The organism is Luteitalea sp., from assembly GCF_044337415.1.
GTDB lineage: Bacteria > Acidobacteriota > Vicinamibacteria > Vicinamibacterales > Vicinamibacteraceae > Luteitalea.
This window is the reverse complement of the sequence record NZ_JBIINP010000025.1, coordinates 26216-44308: the sequence shown is the minus strand read 5'-3', so window position 1 is coordinate 44308 and position 18093 is coordinate 26216. Positions and strand designations below refer to the sequence as shown.

Sequence of the window (18093 nt, the reverse complement as noted above, 5' to 3'; positions counted from 1 at the left end):
GTCGAACGCGCTCGCACCGGCGCCGCATTGGAAGGCGACGCCGCCACCCGCATTGGCGGCAGCGGTGAAGTCGAACGTGACGCCGCGATGCGTCACCAGGAAGCCGGAAAACGTCGCGGTGACCGCGTCATAGGTGAAGGAGCCGCTCGGCGTTGCCGGCAGCGCGCCGGTGGTCACCGTGTTCGTGAAGGTGATGCCATAGACAATCGGTGCGGCCTTGGCCGGTGCGGCAAAGGCGACCATGGCCACGACGGCCGCGGCAAGCGTGTTGCGCATCATTCGACTCTCCCCGTTCGTTCGTCAGCGATCGATCCCACCGCCCCTGGCGCCGTCGGTCTGACGCGTCGCCGCCCATCGCGACCGCCACGTTCGGCGGCCAGCCAGCCGCCTCCCTTGAAGGGGGCGGGGCGCAGTGTGGACGGCAGCGGCCGCAGAACAACGGCCGCGCCCATGACGGAAACTGACTCAGTCTACCACTGGCACCGCCTGCGCCGGATTACCGCGATTGCGAACGGTAACGGGGCGTGTCGCCGTGCCCCGGCACGCTGGCGGGGAGTTGCGGCGGCAACCATGTGCCAGGAACGCCTGCCCGGGCACGAAGCGCGGCCGCGCCCGGCAGCTTCTGGACCAACGCCTGGTACGTCTCGGGGTCGTTCCTGAGCTGTCGGTTCAGCCGCCCGACAAGCCGCGCCGCGCTGCCCGCGTGAAGCGCGGCGACATGATCGGAGCGTCTCACTGGGCATGCCGCTTGCCCGCCCCATTCCCGTTGCTCCTGGCACCGGCCAGATCTCCGTCTGGGACTTCCCCCGCCCGCCGCGCCTCGAGCGCGTCGCCGCCCCGGTACGCATCGAGTTCGGCGGCCTCGTCATTGCCGACACCATGCGCGCCTGGCGCGTGTGCGAGACCGCCAGCCCGCCCACCTACTACCTGCCGCCGGACGACATCGCGGCAGGTGTCCTCGAAGCTGCAGGGGGCTCGTCGTACTGCGAGTGGAAGGGCCGCGCCGCCTACTGGACGTTGCGCGTGGGCGACCGCGTGTCGCGTGAGGCCGCGTGGAGCTATCCATCGCCTGCGCCCGCGTTCGCGGCCATCGCCGGCTACGTGGCCTTCTATGCCGGACGCGTGGACGCCTGCTTCGTGGGCGATGCGCCCGTGACGCCGCAGCCCGGCGGCTTCTACGGCGGATGGATCACCCCGGATGTGGTGGGCCCGTTCAAGGGGGAGCCGGGCACAGGCCACTGGTGAGGTGACCCACGCGCGTGCCTTGAATGCAGAAGGGCGCGGCGCCCGAAAGCGCCGCGCCCCTGATGACATCCACCGAGCGGCGGGTCAGGCCATCAGAACGTGAAGCGAGCCGACGCCCAGATCGCGCGGCGGCCGCCGTCGGTGCCCCACTGGTTGAGGAAGTTGGTCGACGTCACACGCCCTTCGGGGATGCCGAAGTTGCGCGTGTTGGTGGCGTTGAACATCTCGAGGCGGAACTGCAGGTTCGTGCGGCCGAACCGCGTGTTCTTCATGAAGCCCACGTCGATGTTCTGGATGCCGTCGGCGCGCAGCGTGTTGCGGCCCACGTTGCCGACGCGCTCGCCCTGGCAGGTGGCGCTCGGGTTGCCGCACAGCGTGCGGAAGAGGCTCGAGCCGCCGGCCGCGATGATGTCCGGGATGGTCATGTTCGACAGGTCCATGTCCGTGTTGATGTTCGGACGGATGGCGCTGCCGACCAGGCCGTCGATGCCGGCGAGGGCGCCCGTCGGGTCCGACCCGTTGAGCACCGTGAACGGCGCGCCGCTCTGCAGCGTGAACGCCGAGTTGACCTGCCAGCCCCCGAGGATCTTGCCGAGGAAGCCTTCCTGGCTGCGGAAGAATGGCAGTTCGTAGACGAAGTTGCCGGTGAAGCGGTGCGGACGGTCGTAGGTCGACACGGCCCTGTCGGCGGCGATGTTGAACGAGTCCTGCGGTACGGCCACCTCGCCCGACGACGGGTTGAAGATCTCCGAGGCGGTGTCGATGAACTTGCTCCACGTGTAGTGGACCTCGGCCGCGAAGCCACCGCGCAGGCGCTTCTGCAACGACGTCTGCAGCGAGTGGTAGCTCGAGGACGCCGTGTTCGAGCGCTCACGCACGGTCGCCAGCGTGGGGTCGACACGCACCGCCGAGAACGGCTGGCGCGGGTTGCCGTCGAGCGTCTGGAACAGGTCGTTGCCCTGCGTGCCAACGTACCCGACGCGCCACACGATGTCGCTCGTCAGCTCGCGCTGGAACTCCAGGCTGAACTGGTCGGCCGACGGCGAGCGGAAGTCGTCGGACACGATCGTGCGGGCGAACGAGTTGGGGTTCAGCCCGGAGAGCTGCACGGTGGGCAGCGTCACGAACGCGTTGGGCATGTTCGGCTGGTTGAAGGCCGCCACGAACGGGAACGCGCTGGCGATGTTGAGGTTGATGTTGATGAACGCGTAGTCGTTGGTCCGCGCGTAGCCGCCGCGCACCACCATCTTGTCGCCGCCGGTCAGGAACCCGAGCAGGCCCTCGCCGTTGGTCCGCGGGTTCCAGTTGAACCCGACGCGCGGCTGCCAGTTGTTGGTATCGCGCTCGGGACGCGTCGTCATGGCGTAGCGCTGGTCGCCGCCCGCCTCGGCCACGATGGCGTCGTTGAGCGGGTAGAGGCTGGCGATCGAGTTGCCCGGCGTCTCGTAGCGCAGGCCGGCGCTCAGCGTGAGGTTGTCGGTGGCGCGCCACTCATCCTGGATGTACGCGAACACGTCGGTCCAGTCGTAGAGCTGGATGGCCTGGCCGCCGGGCAGCGGCTTGTTGATGGTGGCCGTCTCTGCGTTGTCGTCGATCAGGCGCTGGAGCGTCGGGTAGACGAGGCGGCCGCGGATCGTCGGCAGGAAGAAGCTCTCGACGTTGATGCGACGCACGTCGATGCCGGTCTTGAAGGCGTGCCGGCCCCGCACGTACGACAGGTTGTTGATGTACTGGAACGTGTCGTTGATGCGGTACTGCGGCAGGTTCACCGCGAGGCCGATCGCCGTGCGGCTCGTGGCGGCGTTGAAGCCGGTGAGGCCGAGCTCCGGAATCTCGATCGACGGAATCGCCTCGGACGAGGGATCGGACGCCGTCGTCGTCGTGTTCAGCTTCTGGTACCCGAAGCGGAACTCGTTGACGACGTTGGCCGAGAAGACGCGGGTCCACCAGCCGGTGAAGGAGTGCTGGCGCGACGGGCTGAAGGTGGTGAGGCCCTGCGGCGTCACCTGACCCGTGCCGTCCTGCACGCTGTCGTTGATCATGTAGCGGCCGCCGAGGTTGTCGTTGCCGCCGAACTGCTGGTCGATGCGGCCCGACCCCTGGTGGTTGTCGAACACGCCGGCCGCCGACCCGGTGAGCGAGCCGATCGGAATCGCGTAGGACTGCCCGTTGACCGTCATCGGCACGGTGCGCCCGAGCGGCGTCTGCGCCGGCGGCAGGTACTTGAGCAGCGCGGCGACCTGGGGCCGCGTGCCCGCGACCGACTCGAGGATCCGGCGGCCGTCCTCGGTCGGCGCGCCGTTGAGCGTCGTGCCGGAGCCGAGCAGGTCCTGCGTCCACTTCTGGTACGACCCGAAGAAGAAGGTGCGGTTGCGCAGCACCGGACCACCGATCGTGCCGCCGTACTGCTGCTCACGGTAGAACGGCGCCTCGGTGCGGCCGGCGGCCTTGTCGAGGTTGCTGCGGGCGTTGAGGCTGTTGTCGTTGTGGAACAGGAACGCCGACCCGCGGAACTGGTTGGTGCCGCTCTTGGTGATCACGTTCATCACCGACCCGGCGGCGCGGCCGTACTCGGCGGCGAACTGGTTGGTGATCAGGCGGACCTCCTGCACGAGGTCCGTGTTGTTCATCGGCTGCTGGCGGCCGGCCACGCTCGGGTCGTTGGAGTCCTGCCCGTCCATCATGAAGTTGTTGGACCGCAGGCGCATGCCGTTGACCGAGAAATTGGTGCCCGAGGCAAAGCCGGTCTGGCCCGCGCCCAGCTGCGACACGCCGGCGGCCTGCAACGCCAGCGAGAAGATGTCGCGGCTGTTGATCACGGGCAGCTCGGCGACGCGCCGCGTATCGAAGCGCACGCCCACTTCGGCGTTGGTGGTGTTGAGCAGGGGCGTGTCGGCCGTCACCTCCACCGACTCGGAGACGCTGGCCGGGCGGAGCGTCACGTCGATCACGGCGTCCTGGTTGAGCGAGAGGTTCAGGCCCGCCTGCTTGTACGTGCCGAAGCCAGCCAGTTCCACCGTGAGCTCGTACTGCCCGACCTGCAGGTTCGGGAACCGGTACTGCCCACCCTCGGTGGTCACGCCCGTGCGGGACTGCCCCGTGCCGACGTTGCGGACGGTCACCGTGGCGCCGGGGATGACCGCGTTCTGGTCATCACGCACCACGCCCTGAATCGTGCCCGTGGTCGACTGCGCCGCAACGGGCGCGGCCGACGGCCCGAGCAGAAGCACACCCATGGCCATCGCCGCCACGGCGAGCCATGCGCGTCGAAGACGCACCATAGTTCCTCCTCACACGACCCGCGCGCGGCGGGTCCGCACTCCTGAGAATCCAGAGAAGCCGGACGCAGCAGCGCGAGGCCGTTCGGCGCCGAGGAGACGCCCGGGAACGGCCGGGCCGCTGCCCGGATGGTCGAGGCTAGCAGACGTTACATTCACGAAACAAGTTTCGCAATTCCAGCGTCGGCCTCGATTCCGGAGCCGGGTGTCGGGAGTCGGGAGCGGCGTCCTGCGTCATGGTGTCTGCTATCGTGGCGCCTTCATCCGCGACCAACGCGGCGCCGTGCAACGGATTCGCGACAACGCACGTATCGCCCACAGAGTCAGTTGAGCCCTGGCGGCCGCCGCCGGGAACAGAGGCCCCGATGATTCGCCATCACCTCGTCGTGTGCGTCGCCCTGGCCACGCTGGTCGGCAGGTCCGCGGCCGCGCAGCCGGATCTCGTGACCCGTATCGACGCGATCGTCGAGGCTCCGATCAAGGCCGGCACCATCGCCGGCGCGTCGGTTGCCGTGATGAAGGGCGGCAAGACGCTCGTCAGCAAGGGCTACGGCCTGGCCGACCTCGAACTGCATGTGCCGACGCCGCCGGGCGCCACCTACGAGATTGGCTCGGTGACCAAGCAGTTCACGGCCGCCGCGATCCTGCTGCTGAAGGAGCAGGGCGCGCTGTCGCTCGACGACGAGATCACGAGGTTCCTGCCCGACTACCCGACGCAGGGCCACCGCCTCACGCTGCGCCGCCTGCTGAACCACACGTCGGGCATCAAGGGCTACACCGAGATGCGTGAGTTCGGCGACTTCTCGAAGCTGAGGCGGCCGCGCCAGGATCTCGTGGCGCTGTTTGCCGCGCAGCCCTTCACCTTCGCGCCAGGCGAGGAGCAGATCTACAACAACTCCGCGTTCTTCCTGCTCGGCCTGGTGATCGAGAAGGTGTCGGGGATGTCCTACGAGACGTTCGTGCAGCAGCGCCTGTTCGACCGCGTGGGGATGCCGAACTCGTACTACTGCAGCGAGCGCACGGTGCGCAGGAACCACGCGCACGGCTACGACACCGAGAAGGGTGCGCTCGTGCTCAAGGGCTATATCGATCACACCTGGCCCTACGCGGGCGGATCGCTGTGCTCCAGCGCCGAGGATCTGGTGGCGTGGAACCGTGCCCTGCACGGAGGCACAGTGCTGTCGCCGGCGTCGTACAAGGAGATGACCACGCCGGGCGTGCTGAACGACGGCACGCCGGTGCGGTACGGCATGGGCATCGGGCTGCGCGACATCGGTGGACGCCGCGCCATCGCCCACGGCGGCAGCATCGACGGCTTCCTGTCGGAATCCCAGTACTACCCGGACGACGATCTCATCATCGTCGTGCTGCAGAACACCAGGGGTTCGGTCAACCCGCGCGACCTGGCCCTGCAGATTGCCGACGTGGTGCTGCCTCCGCCGCCCGATCGCAGCCGTCCGTTCACCGGCGACGCGTCTGCCTATGCCGGCACGTTCACGGGGCGTGGCCGCCGCAGCGCCACCACCGTGACGATTGCCGCCAGCGGACGCGGTCTGACGCTGACCAACGCCGCCGACGCGGCCGATCCGCCGGAGGCCTTGATCTATCGCGGCGGCGAGACCTTCGCGCTCAGGGACACCCTGGTCGTCTTCGAGAAGCAGGACGGCAAGGTGGTCAGGCTGCGGCTCGACACCGGCTCCGGGCACAACGTGCTCGCGCGGGCGACGGCCAGCGGCCAGTGAGGGACGACGACTGAGGGGAGACAGGTCATGCGGGTGACTGCGAAGACAACTGTGTGTGCCGGGTTACTGGCACTGGCGGCAGGCGCGGCACAGGCCCAGCGCACGGTGCCCATGGCCAACGGAATTCCGGTCGCTCCGACAGGCGTGGCCGACAACCCGCTGCCGGAGGGACCGTTCACGTATCGCACCGCCGAACAGATGGACATCCGCGTGGAGGTCCTGGCGCGAATCGAATATCCGATGGCGCTGACCTTCCTGCCCGACCGGTCGATGCTGGTCGTCACGCGCAAGGGCGAGTTGTTCCAGCTCGCGCCGGAATCGAACACGCCGCGCACGGTCGCCGGCGGGCCGCCCGCCGTGTTCCGCGGCGAGTCCGGCGCGTCCGGCAACTGGCACGGGTACATGAACGTCGCGCTGCACCCGCAGTTTGCCAGCAACGGCCTCGTCTACATCTCCTACAACACGCCCGACGGCGGGGGACGCCGCGCGGCGGTTGGCCGTGGACGCTGGACGGGCTCGGCGATCGAGGGCTTCAGCGACGTCTGGCAGGCGCCAAGCGGCGCGGGCGGGCTGGTGGTCATGACCTTCGGCAAGGACGGCACGCTGTTCCTCAGCGGCGCGGGCGGCGATTCCCAGAACATGTCCATCCCGGGCGGCAAGATCCTGCGCCTCAATGACGACGGCTCGATTCCCTCGGACAACCCCTTCGCCCGCAGTGCGAGCGCCGACAAGGCCATCTACACCCTGGGGCATCGCGGCGCGCTCGCGCTCGCCGTGCATCCGACGACCGGCGCGGTCTGGCAGACCGAAAACGGGCCCAACGGCGGCGACGAACTCAACCTGCTCGAGCCCGGCGCCAACTACGGGTGGCCCTTCGTCAGCCTGGGCCGTACCTATCCGGGTCCATGGCAGCGGGGCGACCGCCCCAGCCACGAGGTGTTCGAGCCGCCGGTCGCCTACTGGACCCCGGCGATCGCCGTCTCGGGCCTGATGTTCTACACCGGCGACGCGCTGCCCAAGTGGAAGGGCGACGTGTTCGTCGGCGCGCTGCGGACAGGGGAGATCCCCGGCACCGGCCACCTCGAGCGCCTCGTGTTCAACGAGAACATGGAGGAACTGCGCCGCGAGATCCTGCTGTGGGACCTCCACCAGCGGGTGCGCGACGTGAAGCAGGGTCCTGACGGGTACATCTACCTCGCCACCGAGCAGAAGGACGGGGCGATCCTCAGGATCGTACCGGCGGCGAGCAAGTAGGCTGAGACGGCATTCTCGGGGAGTGGGGGCCAGGCAGCGACGCGAGGACCTCTGCTTCGCGCTGGAACCGCGCGAGCCGGTCATGATCGGCCGCGACCGACGGCGGGAGGATCTTGCTCGCGACCTGCCGCTTCAGCTTCGTGTCGGTCGCGCGATAGACCTCGCCCAGGCCCCCGCACGGATGGGGCCAACGATCTCGTAGGACCCAAGGCGAGTGCCCGTCGTCAGCACCAATGGTGCCGCGTCGGGAGCGGCGTCATGCGTCATGAGTCATGAGGCATGAGGCATGAGGCATGACCCATGACCCATGACAGGCCCGTCCTGCTATTGCGCCGTCCAGCCGCCGTCGAGCGCGAGCGACGCGCCGGTCATGAACGACGAGGCGTCTGACGCGAGGTACAGCACGGCGCCCTTGATCTCGTGCAGGTGGCCCCAGCGCCCGATCGGCAGCTTCTGGATGAAGGCCTGGTACTTCTCGGGATCGTTCATGAGCTGCCGGTTCATCTCGGTGCCGAACGGCCCAGGGCAGATGGCGTTGACGGTGACGCCCGCGCTCGCCCACTCGAGGGCGAGAACGCGCGTGAGCCCGTTGATGCCGGCCTTCGACGAGGCGTAGGGCGCCCGCCCCGGCAGGGCAATCGTCGCCAGCATCGACGACAGCATGATCACCCGTCCCCAGCCGCGTTCGCACATGGCGGGACCGAACGCGCGCGCCACAAGGAACGGCCCCTTCAGGTTCGTGTCGAGCACCGTGTCCCAGTCGGCTTCGGACAGGTCGCCGGCATTGCCGCGAATGTTGACGCCGGCGTTGTTGACGAGGATGTCGACGTGCCCGAACGCGGAGGCAACCGCTGCCGCGAGCCGCTGCACGCCCTCGGCCGTCGAGACCTCGCCCTCGACGCCCACGACGCGGCGCCCCGTCGCTGCGGCAATCTCGGCCGCGGCCTCGGTCGCCGAGGCCGCCGCGCGGCTCGTGATGCAGACATCGGCGCCGGCCTCGGCGAGCGCCTCCGCCATCACGCGACCGAGCCCGCGCGCGCCGCCCGTCACCAGTGCAGTGCGGCCGGCCAGCTTGAACAGGTCGAGGGCGTGCGGTGGCGTGGCGGTCATGCGTCGGGAGCCTCCAGGTGCAGCACGTCGCATGCGTGCGCGACACAGGCTGCTACGTTGTCCACTTCGAGCGCAAGCTGTCGCTCAGGCGTCAGGCCGCTCACGCGCGGCAGTGTGGTGGTCGCGCGCGAGAGCACCCGTTCCTCGAATCGCCGCACCCGCGCCGGTTCACGCCCGGCCGCCTCGAACGGCGCCCAGTAGCGCTCGGTCCGGTACGGCACCAAGAGCGGGTCGCGCGTCATCATCTCGAGGCAGAACCGCGCGTCGGGGCGCGCCGCGCGGATCACGTCGATGTACCGGGCCAGCGGGAGGATGCCCTGCCCCAGGGGCACCTCCGACAGCTCGAACCCGTCGGTCGTCACCCGCACCCCCATGTCCTTCACGTGCGTCGTCACGGCAAACGGCGCCAGCAGCGTGATCGTCTCGTCGGGATCCTCGAGCATCGCGAGGTTGTTACCGAAGTCGACGCAGGCGCCGACGTACGGGCTGTCGATCTCACGCAGCAACGACGCGAGCTCGGGCGCCAGCCAGTCCTTGTGGTTCTCGATGCCGATCGTGAACCGCTGGCGCTCGAACTCGGGCCGCATCCGGAGGAGGGTCTCCCGCCACCGTGTCGCGAACGCCTCCCAGTCGGCACGCGTCGCGAACGTCTCGTACCGCCGGCCCGACAGCAGCGCCACCCGCGCCCGCGTGGCGCCCAGGGCCCGGGCGGTGGCGATGGCGTCGGCATAGGCCTGCGGCGAATCGAGCGCGCGCGCCGGCATCGACACCTCGAGGCCGAGCCCAGGCCCCCGGTACGCCGCCGCGGCGCGGTCGATGGCCTCCTTACCCGGCTGCAGTTGCCCGAAGTCGACCTGCGCGCCCGACGACCCGACCCGCGTGCACATGCCGGCCAACGCCACGGCATCGAAGGGAACGGCGGCGGGCGTCTCGCGGCCATAGCGCAGCCGCACCGCGAAGCTCGTGTAGGCCAGCCACAGCGACGATCGCCGCGCGGCGGCCACCTCGGTGCTGCGGGCCGCGACGCACGCGGCGGCGAGTGTCGAGAGAAAGCCGCGTCGGTCCATCAGGACGCCATGTGCGAGTGGTGTCATGCCTGCTCTCCGAGCGACTCGATGTCGCCCAGGTCCTTGGCGCGCCCCGTGGCTCGCTTGTTGGCGATGAACGCGGCTCGGCCGATGACGTCGACCTCCACGGGCCCGAAGGGGGCGCGGACCCGGGTGGGCCAGGCTTCGGCGAACGTGATGCCCGTCAACTCGGTGAGGACGTCGATGCGCACGGGGGGCAGGCCCATCTGGAAGACGATGCCGGGGCGGGCGAAGTCCGTCTCGGACACGTCGGACAGGGGCGCGCCGAACGTAGCCAGTGCCGCCATCACCCGAGCGGCATTGCTCGGCGTCGGGTCGACCCACACGTCGAGGTCGCCGGTCGCACGAGGGCGGCCGTGCACACCCAGGGCGTAGGCGCCGACGACGAGGAAGCGCACCTCATGGTCGGCGAACGCACGCAACAGATCGACGAAGTCCTCGTTCATGCGCGGTGCTCACCTCGGACGGCCATTGCTCGCGGCTCAGTCTCCACACTTGCAGGACGCGCTCGCCGACCGGCAGCGCGGCCCAGTAGGCCGGGTCGCTCCGGTCGTGCTCGGCCAGCGAACCGAACACGCGCACCTGCATCCGGCGTCGACGCGCAGCCGACGCAGCTGGCGATACCGCGTGGGCGTCCATCCCCGGATTATCCGTCACACCGCGTTGATCGAGGCGCGCAGTTCGCGGTCCCAGGGCGCGCGGTAGGTCTTGGAGAGCATCGCTGCGGCCTCGGCGTCGCCGGCGATGGTGTTCGCGGCGGCGTCCCAGGTGACCACGCGTCCGACGCGCAGGGCGATGTTGGCCAGGTGGCAGCCGATGTTGGTCTGCTGCGAACTGCGCAGGTCCGACATCGGGGGCCGGCGCGAGCGGACACTCTCGAGGAAGTCGCGCACGTGCGGCACGAACTGGTCGCGCACCTGCTGATAGCCCTCGTCGGTCACGGCCTCGGTGCGCAGCGGGTCCTCACGAGGCGCGCTGCCCGCGAAGTCTGGCGTCGGGATCTGGACCTCGGCCGGGATCGCGCGATCGGGCACCACCTGGAAGCCGGCGCGGTTGATGGTGAGCGTGCCCTTCGTGCCGCCGATCTCGAGGCCGCGCCATCGACCGGCCGACACCTCGGAGTTGGTCCACGTCAGCAGGAAGTCCGGGAACTCGTAGATGGCCTCGCACGTGTCGGGCGTCTCGCCGAAGCCCTCGAGTGATCGGCGTGCGAACGCCGACACGCGGCGCGGCATCGCGCCGGTCATCCACTGCACGATGTCGAGGTCGTGGGCCAGCAGGTTGGTCGTCTGGCCGCCCGAGTAGTCCCAGAACCAGCGGAAGTGGTACAGCGCGCGACGCTCGTCGAACGGCACCAACGGCGCCGGGCCGAGCCACAGGTCCCAGGCCGCAGCGTCGAGTGTCGGCTCGGCCACTGGACGCGTGAAGCCTGGCGAGATGTTGCGTGTGGCACGGATGTGCACGTGCCGAACCGGCCCGATGTGCCCGCCCCGTACCAGCTCGGCCGCGCGTTGGTAGTGCTTTCCCGATCGCTGCTGCGTGCCGACCTGCACGATGCGGCCATGGCGCGTGGCGGCCTCGATCATCCAGTCGCCCTCGCGCACGACATGGGTGAGCGGCTTCTCGACGTAGACGTCCTTGCCGGCGGCGCACGCCATGATGGTCATCAGCGCGTGCCAATGGTCGGGCGTCGAGACGACGACGGCGTCGATGTCCTGCCGGTCGACCAGGCGACGGAAGTCGGTGACGGGCTCGGGGCGTCCTCCGGCGCGCCTCACGGCCGCCGCCAGGCGCGGGGGCGAGACGTCGGCGATGGCGACCACGTCGACGTCGGGCTGCGCCGCGAAGTCGATGAGATGGCGCGTGCCGATGAGACCGGCGCCGATGAAGCCGACGCGCACGCGGTCGCTCGCCGCCACGCGCGCGACGCCAGCGCCGACGGCGACGGCCTTGAGGAACGTCCGTCGAGTGGCCATGTGCCCTACCTCCGTGTGCGCGGAGCGTGACACACGGCCTGACGGAGGGCAAGCGAGGCGCTTGCCCAGGCGCGGCGAATCGCTATCATGCGCGCATGCTGCAGGCCCGTCGCGATGTCCGTGTGGCACTGGCGTGCGTCCTCGCGGGCACGCTGCTGGCGCTGTCGAACGAATCGGTGCCGCTGCGGGCGCAACCCGCTGCGACGACGGCGCCCGTGACCTGGTGCAACCCGCTGTCGATCCCCGACTACCCGATCGGCCGACGGGTGCGCGACGTGGAGGTGGGCTCCCCCGTCGATGACTCCAACCTGTGGCTTGTCGACCGTGTCGCGCAGTTCCGCGAGCTGGCCGACCCGACCGCCCTCTGGCACGACGACGCGTGGTATCTCTACCCGTCGGTCGACATGGCGTGGATGAGCCGCGACGCGGGCGCCACGTGGACTCATCACCCGTTGAACGTGCGCGACGTCGGCTATGCCCCGACCGTCGTGCGGCATCGCGGGCGGTTCCTGCTGATGGCCTCCGACTCGGAGCTCTACGGGTCGTCATCGCCGCTCGGCCCGTTCGAGCGCCTCGGGCGCATCGCGCTGCCGGCGAAGGGTGGCTGGCCGTCGCTGATCGATCCCGCGCTGTTCTCCGACGAGGATGGGCGGCTCTACTACTACTGGGGCAACTCGCCGGCCGCGGGCCTGTGGGGCGTCGAACTCGACGCCGACGACCCGACGCGCATCAAGGGCGCGCCGATCGAGTTGCTGCGGTTCCAGTCCGACAAGCACCCGTGGGAACGCGTTGGTGACCACAACCAGAATCCGCACGCCGGGTGGGTGGAGGGCGCGTGGGTGCTGCGCGTCGGTCGCCGCTACTACCTCACCTACGGCGCCGCGGGGACGGAGAACGCCACCTATGCCATGGGCGCCTACGTGAGCGACTCGCCGCTCGGTCCGTTCACGCCGCAGCGCCGCAACCCGTTCATGCGCAACGTGCACGGCCTGCTCACCGGCACCGCGCACGGCAGCATCGCGCGTGGGCCGGGTGGGCACCTGTGGGCGTTCTATACGCTGCGGGCGACCGTCACGCACGGCTTCGAGCGGCGCATCGGCATGGATCGCGTCGAGGTCGACGCCGACGGCGAACTGCTCGTGCGGCAGGCCACCAGCACGCCGCAGTGGCTGCCGGGCCGCGAACCCGCAGGTTCCGGAGCGGACACCGGATGGCTGCCGTTGAACGTGGGCGTCCAGACCGTGGCGTCGAGCACGACGCCGCAGGCGCCGCCGCGACAGACCGTGGACGAAGACCTGCGCACGTGGTGGGAACCGGCGGCGGGTGATGCCACGCCGACCCTGACCAGTCGCCTGAGCACGCGCTCCACCGTGCGGGCGATGCGGCTGGCGTGGCGCGACGTCGGCCTCGACACCAGGAAGGGCGTGGTACCCGGACCGTTCCGCTACCGCATCGAGGGCGAGACGGCTCCCGGAACCTGGCGCGTCCTGCTGGACCGTAGCGACAACGCCACGGATCTCCTGATCGACTACCGCGAACTCCCGCCGACGTCGGTGACGCGTGTCCGAGTCGTGGTGGTGGGCGCGCCGCGCGGCATCACGGCGGGCATCGCCGAGTTCACGGTGTTCGGGCTCGCCGACCCGCTGCCCCCGGCACGATAGGCAGACGGCGCGCCACCGTTGGCCTCACCATCCCGGCCGCGGGCCGCCCCGTCAGGACCGTTCGTTGCGAATCTGTTGCGGGATTGCCGTAGGCTTGAGTCCTATGCCTCACTCCGCCCACGCCTACGCCGCCTTCGACAAGACCACGCCGCTCGGCCCGACGACCATCACCCGACGTGACCCGGGCCCGACCGACGTCCAGATCGACATCCAGTACTGCGGCGTCTGCCACTCCGACCTCCACACCGCGCGGAGCGAGTGGCCGGGCACGGTGTACCCGTGCGTCCCCGGTCACGAGATCCTCGGCACGGTCAGTGCCGTGGGCAGCGCCGTCACGAAGTTCACGGTCGGCGACACCGCCGCCGTCGGCTGCCTGGTCGACTCCTGCCGCACCTGCGAGAGCTGCAAGGCGGGCCTCGAGCAGTACTGCGACGTGTTCGGCTTCGTGATGACCTACAACAGCCCCGACAAGCACCTGCCAGGCCAGATGACCTACGGCGGCTACTCGACGGGCATCACGGTCACCGAGGACTTCGTGCTGAAGGTGCCGGGCAACCTCGACAAGGCCGCAGCCTCGCCACTGCTGTGTGCCGGCATCACCACGTACTCCCCCCTGAAGCACTGGGGCGCCGGCCCCGGCAAGAAGGTCGGCATCGTCGGCCTCGGCGGCCTCGGGCACATGGGCGTGAAGTTCTCGCACGCCTTCGGCGCGCACACGGTGCTCTTCACGACGTCGGCCGGCAAGGTCGAGGACGGCAAGCGCCTGGGCGCAGACGAGGTGGTCATCTCGAAGGATCCGCAGGCGATGCAGGCGCACATGCGCAGCTTCGACCTCATCATCAACACCGTCGCGGTGTCGCACGACCTCGACCCGTTCGTGAACCTGCTCAAGCGCGACGGCACGATGGTGCTGGTGGGCGCCCCGGAGCACTCGCACCCGTCACCGAGCGTGATGGGCCTGGTCTTCGGCCGCCGCAGCATCGCCGGCTCGCTCATCGGCGGCCTGCCCGAGACGCAGGAGATGCTCGACTTCTGCGGCCAGCACGGCATCGTCTGCGACATCGAGCTGATCAAGGCCCAGCAGATCAACGAGGCCTACGAGCGGATGCTGAAGAGCGACGTCAAGTACCGCTTCGTGATCGACATCAGCAGCATGAAATAGAAGGAAAGAAGAGTAGAAGAGTAGAAGAGCAAAAGGCAGAGCGGGAAGGGCGAAGGACGGAAGCAGGAAGGGCCTTGAAGACTTCAAGGCTTCTTCCCGCTTTCGTCCTTTTTCCTTCCCGCTCTGCCTTTTGCTCTTCTACTCTTCTACTCTTCTGCCCTTGTCTGTCAGAAGCTGATGCGCGCCCCGAGCTGGATCTGCCGGGGCGTGGTCGACAGCGTCCGAATCGTGCCGAAGTCGGTCGACGACCGGTTGCCGTTGGGGGCGCCGAAGTTCGAGCGGTTCAGCACGTTGAACGCCTCGACGCGCGCCTCGAGGCGGGCCTGCCGGAAGCCGAGCGGGAAGCTCTTGTGCAAGCCCAGGTCCAGCGTCCAGATGCCGGGGCCCACCGCGACGTTGCGGGGCGCGTTGCCGAACGGCTGCGAGGAATTGGTCGGCGTCGTCACCGCATCACGGTTGAACCAGTTGTCGATCGTCTTCGACCCCTCGGCCGGGTAGATGTCGCCGGAGATGTTCGGCCGGTAGGTCGGCGCGCCGCTCACCGAGAACTGCGCCGACGGCGCATAGGTCAGGTTGACCGGCAGCCCGCTCGTGATCGTGTTGATCAGCGTGAGGCGCCAGCCCCCGGCGATGCCGTCGACGATGGCGTTCCAGTCGTTGCCGAAGCGGCGGTCACGCCCGAACGGCAGTTCCCACACCACCGACGTCGTGTTGTTCAGCGGCTGGTTGTAGCCCGACAGGCCGTACTCGCCCTCGAGGTTGGCGTAGTTCACGCGGCTGTTGTCGCCGTTGGCCGTCTCGAGGTGGCCCGACGCGTTGTCCATGGCGCGCGACCACGTGAACGAGTTGAGCAGGTACAGGCCATCCGACCAGCGCCGCTCCAGCTTCACCTGCAGCGCGCGATACTCGGCACGCCCGCCGTCGAAGGCCGTCTGGATGAACTGGTAGCCCTGGATCGGCCGACGCAACTGCAGCAGCGTGTTCTCGCCCGGCTGGTTCGGTCGCGCCTGGTTCAGGTCCGCCAGGATCATCAGGTTGTCGCTCTTGTTCCCGATGTACGCGATGTCCACCATCACGTTCGAGAACAGCTCGCGCTGCAGCGTCACGTGCCAGCTCTGCACGTACCCGCTCTTCAGGTCGCTCGGGATGTGGTTGACGCGCCCGTTCAGCGGGTTGAAGTTGGCCGGCACGTTCAGGCCCTCGGGGTAGCCCTGCTGCGTCGTGCGGAAGCAGGTCGTGGGTGCCTGGTTGCCCGAGCAGAGCCCCTGCGACGGCTGCTGCGTGATCGACACCGGTACGACGTGCGGACCGTTGAACGAGAGCAGGTTCTCGCCGCCCAGCCGGTTGAAGTGGATGTAGCTCATGCCGTAGGCCGAGCGGACGACGGTCTTCGGCGTGATGCTCCACGCCACGCCGACGCGCGGCGCCCAGTTGTTGCGATCGGGGTTGACCAGGGCGCGGTCGTAGATCGAGCCGTCGCTGGCCTGCAGGAGCGTGTTGGTGGCCGGGTCGAAGTTGGTGAGGTAGTTGTCGGCCTCCCACTGCGGCGTGCCGAATTCGTACCGGACGCCAACGTTCACCGTGAGGTTCGGCGCCGCCTTCCAGTCGTCCTGCAGGTAGCCGAAGTGCATCCGCTGGCGCAGGTTGAACACGTACGGGTTGACCAGGTCGTACGAACTGCGCGCCCCGAACATGAAGTCGGCGAGGTTGAAGATCGGCGCGTTGGCCGCCGCCCCCGTCGGACGGCTGAACTGCCCCGAGTAGGAGTCGGACCCGTACTTCGGGTTCACGTCGTCGACCTCGGTGTTGATCGACTGGTACTCGTAGCCGGTCTTGAGCGTGTGCGCGCCCTTGATCCACGAGTAGTTCGCGCGGAGGTTGATCACTGTCGGGTTCTGGAACTGCGGATTGCTGCTCTGCCGCCCCCACGCCGTCCACCCGCCCACCGACTGCTGCGTGAGGCCGCCCGCAAAGTAGGTGTCGGTCGGCAGGCCGGTGATGCCGTACGCCTGCAGCATGTTCGGCGTGCCCGTGCCGAGCGCCGACTTGCCGGCATCGGTCTGCGACACGCCGACGCGGAGTTCGAGCAGCGAGTTGCCCGTGAGCGTGCGCGTGACCCCGCCCGCGTACTGCTTGTTCAGCACGTCGACGAAGTTGTTGGCCGGCGAGCCGATGTCGCCGGGAATCGGGCCCGGCTCGAAGTTGGTGACGTCGCGGTGGCTGTACCGGAAGAACACCGTGGTCGCCGCGTCGAACTTCTGGTCGAACTTGATGTCGAACTTGTCGTTGAAGTCCTCGCGCCGCGGCATCGAGTCGAAGTTGTTGGAGAGCCCAGGCCGCGTCGGATCCGGCAGGCCGGCCAGCACCTGCTTGGCGAACGACGTGATGGCCGACTGCGGCACCACGCCATCGGCATAGACCTCACCGGTGATCGGGTTGCGGATCGGCACGCCGAGGTTGCCCTGCCGCTGCGCCGCCGTCGGGATGCTGGCGAACGTGAGCTGCTTGGAGACTTCGCGGAACCCTTCGTAGTTGAAGAAGAAGAAGGCGCGGTCGCGGACGATCGGCCCGCCGAGCACGCCGCCGAACTGGTTGCGGTTCATCTCCGGCTTGACGCCAGAGGAGGGCTTGAAGAAGCCGGTCGCGTTCAGCTTGGTGTTGCGGTTGTACTCCCAGGCCGCGCCGCGGAACTGGTTGGTACCGCTGCGGAACGACGCGTTGATCACCGCGCCGCCCGCGCGCCCGAACTCGGCACTGAAGTTGTTGGTCTGGACCTTGAACTCCTCGACCGCATCGGGCGACACCTGCACCACCTGGTTCGAGAAACCCTGGTTGCTGGTGCCGTACGAGTTGTTGTCGACACCGTCGAGGATGAAGTTGTTCAGCGCGCTGCGCAGGCCGTTGACGTTGAACGAGGCGTCGCGCGACGTGGCGATCGACGAGCGGCGCACGCCCGGGCTCAACAGCGCGAGGTCGGCGTAGGCGCGCCCGTTCAGGGGCAGGTTGACGATCTGCTCACGACTGATGACCGTGCCGCGGTCGCTCGACTCGCTCTCGAGCAGGCGCGCGGCGCCGGTCACCTGCACCGTCTCGCCGACCCCGCCCACCGCCAGCGACAGGTCGACGCGCTGGCGCGCATTGACCGTCACCACGACGTTGTCGGCAATGGCCGTGGTGAAGCCCTGCAGCTCTGCCCTCACCGTGTAGGAGCCGGGCCGCACGTTGAGCACCTGGTACTGCCCGCGGTCGTCGGTCACCGCCGTCGTCGAGATGCCGGTGGCCGGGTTGGTCAGGGTGACCGTCACGCCGGGCATCGCCGCGCCGGACTGGTCACTGATGAAGCCGAGCACGGTGGCGCTGTCGAACTGCGCGTGGGCCGCAGGGGCGAGCGCGCAGAGCAACGCCAGGGCGCGCAGGAAGGAATGCAGGTATCGGGTCATGGTTGGCAAGAAAGGCGCAGACGCGAACGGTCGCCCCGGGCGGGGAGCCGTCGAAGACGGGTCCCACGGTACCGGCGCCATGCAACGACACCGTGACACTGGTGCCTTCGGGCACCACGGACGGCCAGCGCGCGGAC

Annotated in this window: 12 protein-coding genes; 5 read left to right on the top strand and 7 right to left on the bottom strand. The window is 68.9% G+C overall.

Annotated features, from left to right (window positions below; translation table 11 throughout):
• Positions 1 to 279, bottom strand: a 279-nt coding sequence (locus tag ACIRDX_RS06850) for a hypothetical protein (RefSeq protein ID WP_396624658.1), incomplete at its 3' end; no start/stop codon positions are given.
• 462 nt (positions 280 to 741) lie between these two features.
• Between ACIRDX_RS06850 and ACIRDX_RS06845 the strand changes: the two genes are divergently transcribed.
• Positions 742 to 1245 carry a DUF427 domain-containing protein gene (locus tag ACIRDX_RS06845; protein WP_396624657.1) on the top strand — a complete coding sequence of 168 codons (504 nt, stop codon included), beginning with the start codon at positions 742 to 744 and terminating at the stop codon, positions 1243 to 1245.
• A gap of 92 nt (positions 1246 to 1337) precedes the next feature.
• Here the strand turns inward: ACIRDX_RS06845 and ACIRDX_RS06840 are convergent, their stop codons facing one another.
• A complete protein-coding gene (locus ACIRDX_RS06840) occupies positions 1338 to 4523 on the bottom strand; it encodes a carboxypeptidase regulatory-like domain-containing protein (RefSeq protein WP_396624656.1) in 3186 nt (1061 codons plus the stop codon).
• 365 nt (positions 4524 to 4888) lie between these two features.
• Between ACIRDX_RS06840 and ACIRDX_RS06835 the strand changes: the two genes are divergently transcribed.
• Positions 4889 to 6265, top strand: a complete 1377-nt coding sequence (locus ACIRDX_RS06835) for a serine hydrolase domain-containing protein (RefSeq protein WP_396624655.1) — start codon at positions 4889 to 4891, stop codon at positions 6263 to 6265.
• Between the two features lie 27 nt (positions 6266 to 6292).
• Positions 6293 to 7519 carry a PQQ-dependent sugar dehydrogenase gene (locus ACIRDX_RS06830; protein ID WP_396624654.1) on the top strand — a complete coding sequence of 409 codons (1227 nt, stop codon included), beginning with the start codon at positions 6293 to 6295 and terminating at the stop codon, positions 7517 to 7519.
• 324 nt (positions 7520 to 7843) lie between these two features.
• Here ACIRDX_RS06830 and ACIRDX_RS06825 read toward each other — a convergent pair whose 3' ends face one another.
• The 4 genes from ACIRDX_RS06825 to ACIRDX_RS06810 all read right to left on the bottom strand — a co-directional run bounded on the left by ACIRDX_RS06825 (position 7844) and on the right by ACIRDX_RS06810 (position 11693).
• Positions 7844 to 8629 carry an SDR family NAD(P)-dependent oxidoreductase gene (locus tag ACIRDX_RS06825; RefSeq protein WP_396624653.1) on the bottom strand — a complete coding sequence of 262 codons (786 nt, stop codon included), beginning with the start codon at positions 8627 to 8629 and terminating at the stop codon, positions 7844 to 7846.
• Positions 8626 to 9723, bottom strand: a complete 1098-nt coding sequence (locus ACIRDX_RS06820) for a sugar phosphate isomerase/epimerase family protein (RefSeq protein ID WP_396624652.1) — start codon at positions 9721 to 9723, stop codon at positions 8626 to 8628. Before ACIRDX_RS06820 ends, ACIRDX_RS06825 begins: the two co-directional genes overlap by 4 nt.
• Positions 9720 to 10163, bottom strand: coding sequence for a hypothetical protein (locus ACIRDX_RS06815; RefSeq protein WP_396624651.1), 444 nt, complete (start codon positions 10161 to 10163; stop codon positions 9720 to 9722). Before ACIRDX_RS06815 ends, ACIRDX_RS06820 begins: the two co-directional genes overlap by 4 nt.
• A gap of 207 nt (positions 10164 to 10370) precedes the next feature.
• Positions 10371 to 11693 (bottom strand): Gfo/Idh/MocA family protein, encoded by a 1323-nt coding sequence (locus ACIRDX_RS06810; protein WP_396624650.1) that lies wholly within the window; start codon positions 11691 to 11693, stop codon positions 10371 to 10373.
• A 95-nt stretch (positions 11694 to 11788) separates the two neighbouring features.
• Here ACIRDX_RS06810 and ACIRDX_RS06805 point away from each other — a divergent pair, with 95 nt between their 5' ends.
• Both ACIRDX_RS06805 and ACIRDX_RS06800 read left to right on the top strand, forming a co-directional pair.
• Complete coding sequence (locus ACIRDX_RS06805) at positions 11789 to 13354, top strand: family 43 glycosylhydrolase (protein WP_396624649.1); 1566 nt, start codon at positions 11789 to 11791, stop codon at positions 13352 to 13354.
• A 103-nt stretch (positions 13355 to 13457) separates the two neighbouring features.
• Positions 13458 to 14516, top strand: a complete 1059-nt coding sequence (locus ACIRDX_RS06800) for an NAD(P)-dependent alcohol dehydrogenase (protein WP_396624648.1) — start codon at positions 13458 to 13460, stop codon at positions 14514 to 14516.
• 167 nt (positions 14517 to 14683) lie between these two features.
• On the opposite strand, the gene ACIRDX_RS06795 is transcribed toward ACIRDX_RS06800, so the two are convergent.
• Positions 14684 to 17956 carry a carboxypeptidase regulatory-like domain-containing protein gene (locus ACIRDX_RS06795; RefSeq protein WP_396624647.1) on the bottom strand — a complete coding sequence of 1091 codons (3273 nt, stop codon included), beginning with the start codon at positions 17954 to 17956 and terminating at the stop codon, positions 14684 to 14686.
• Positions 17957 to 18093: the final 137 nt, after the last annotated feature.

Excerpts from the sequence above, each read along its gene's own strand:
- ACIRDX_RS06805 (WP_396624649.1), top strand. The coding sequence starts at position 11,789 with ATGCTGCAGGCCCGTCGCGATGTCCGTGTGGCACTGGCGTGCGTCCTC.
- ACIRDX_RS06795 (WP_396624647.1), bottom strand. The coding sequence starts at position 17,956 with ATGACCCGATACCTGCATTCCTTCCTGCGCGCCCTGGCGTTGCTCTGC.
- ACIRDX_RS06830 (WP_396624654.1), top strand. The coding sequence starts at position 6,293 with ATGCGGGTGACTGCGAAGACAACTGTGTGTGCCGGGTTACTGGCACTG.
- ACIRDX_RS06810 (WP_396624650.1), bottom strand. The coding sequence starts at position 11,693 with ATGGCCACTCGACGGACGTTCCTCAAGGCCGTCGCCGTCGGCGCTGGC.
- ACIRDX_RS06800 (WP_396624648.1), top strand. The coding sequence starts at position 13,458 with ATGCCTCACTCCGCCCACGCCTACGCCGCCTTCGACAAGACCACGCCG.
- ACIRDX_RS06825 (WP_396624653.1), bottom strand. The coding sequence starts at position 8,629 with ATGACCGCCACGCCACCGCACGCCCTCGACCTGTTCAAGCTGGCCGGC.
- ACIRDX_RS06845 (WP_396624657.1), top strand. The coding sequence starts at position 742 with ATGCCGCTTGCCCGCCCCATTCCCGTTGCTCCTGGCACCGGCCAGATC.
- ACIRDX_RS06820 (WP_396624652.1), bottom strand. The coding sequence starts at position 9,723 with ATGACACCACTCGCACATGGCGTCCTGATGGACCGACGCGGCTTTCTC.
- ACIRDX_RS06815 (WP_396624651.1), bottom strand. The coding sequence starts at position 10,163 with ATGAACGAGGACTTCGTCGATCTGTTGCGTGCGTTCGCCGACCATGAG.
- ACIRDX_RS06835 (WP_396624655.1), top strand. The coding sequence starts at position 4,889 with ATGATTCGCCATCACCTCGTCGTGTGCGTCGCCCTGGCCACGCTGGTC.